This window comes from Brunnivagina elsteri CCALA 953 (assembly GCF_002289455.1).
Taxonomy (GTDB): Bacteria; Cyanobacteriota; Cyanobacteriia; order Cyanobacteriales; family Nostocaceae; genus Brunnivagina; species Brunnivagina elsteri.
Genome location: NZ_NTFS01000745.1, coordinates 1 through 1361, shown reverse-complemented (window position 1 = coordinate 1361; position 1361 = coordinate 1). Strand labels below are relative to the sequence as shown.

The following is a 1361-nucleotide window of genomic DNA, read 5'->3' as shown; positions in this document are numbered from 1 at the left end:
GTTCAACTCTTACTATCACCATTGGGGATAAATAATTATTGATACTGAAAATTAGTACAGAATAATTTTAATTCTGAAATCTAAGAGAGTAAGATTCAAGCTAATTGTTTTCCTCAAGTCCCAATTTCCAAGATGCCGGGGCAAGAGTAATTTTTGCTTTCGTTACCTGTATTTAGAGAGGGATAAACCATGTTAAAGAGATTTTGTAGTCAAGCATTTGGAACAATCAATGTAGTAGTGGGAGTTTCTTCTTTAGCTGCGATCGCTATTGGTATGTTAACAATCTTTGGTAGTGGTGGTTTACTTTTACTTAATAAAGGTGGAGTGAAAACTATACCAGAGAAACAGATTAAGCAAACTTTACAACTGGGAATAGGTTCTACTCTTCTCGGTACTGTTGGGTTTGTATCTGCGATTGTAGCTGCTGCTGGTATTGCTTCGATTTCATATGCGGTTGATGGGGAGGAAGAATCTGTAACTTCTAGTCCAGACTAATTCTGTGGTATTTAATTCAAGTGAGAGTATCCAAACTCAGGATAATATGGTTAAAAGTTAATCCAGCTAGGGTGAGGTAATGAATTTAGATTCTAACTTTCAAATTCTATAAATACCAAGGATAGAGTATCAGAGGTTTGGATTTCTATTAACTTATTTATTCCTTTGAAGTCACTACAAATTCTCAGAGATGTAGCTTTATTACTACTTTTTTGGTAGTGAGACTCTCTTGACTTCAGGGTTATGGGGATGATTTTTTGATGCATTCAGTACGGGGAGCTATCTCCCCACTACTGGGTGGTATCTACAAATCACCCAATAATTCTCTGGAGGAACTACAATGTTTGAATTTTTGTTTGATTGTTCGGCTTTTGAAATTTCTACTACCACTCAATTGCTCAACAATATCTTGTTTCCGGTTGTTTTGTTTCTGGTCATCTTTTGGTTGATGTGTGAGATTTTCTTAGTTGATGACAATTTACCAATGGTACATGAAGAGTTTACCTCTGGTGTTGTCAAAACTCAGATTGATGAAGATATTCTCAATCAATCACATGAATCAAACATTGATAAATTGCTTGCTAATATGGCAGCAACAAGTGATGAGAAACAAAGCAAAACTGCGTTGTTTGATATTGATAGAGAAGGTGAAAGCCTCAAAGCTTTGGGTGTGCGTCAACTTCGAGATTTCTGTAAAAATAGAAAAATCAAGGGTTACGCTGCTGTTTATAACGGGGTGAAATGAGCAATCGTACAGAAACTTACGCTAAGGCTGAAACACTTACTACATGTCGGTTAACCCATAATATTGCCGTAAAAACGTGCTTATGCTTCCAATTCACTTCGGCAACATTATGCCTCAAACC

The 1361-nt window shown here is 36.4% G+C and carries 2 protein-coding genes; both read left to right on the top strand.

What is annotated here, in order from left to right; translation table 11 throughout:
* The first annotated feature begins 189 nt into the window (after positions 1–189).
* Positions 190–495 (top strand): hypothetical protein, encoded by a 306-nt coding sequence (locus tag CK510_RS30410; RefSeq protein WP_095725124.1) that lies wholly within the window; start codon positions 190–192, stop codon positions 493–495.
* Between the two features lie 340 nt (positions 496–835).
* A complete protein-coding gene (locus tag CK510_RS30405) occupies positions 836–1240 on the top strand; it encodes a hypothetical protein (RefSeq protein WP_245912532.1) in 405 nt (134 codons plus the stop codon).
* The last annotated feature ends 121 nt before the right edge of the window (positions 1241–1361 follow it).

Coding starts and splice junctions, on each gene's coding strand:
- CK510_RS30405 (WP_245912532.1), top strand. CDS start 836: ATGTTTGAATTTTTGTTTGATTGTTCGGCTTTTGAAATTTCTACTACC.
- CK510_RS30410 (WP_095725124.1), top strand. CDS start 190: ATGTTAAAGAGATTTTGTAGTCAAGCATTTGGAACAATCAATGTAGTA.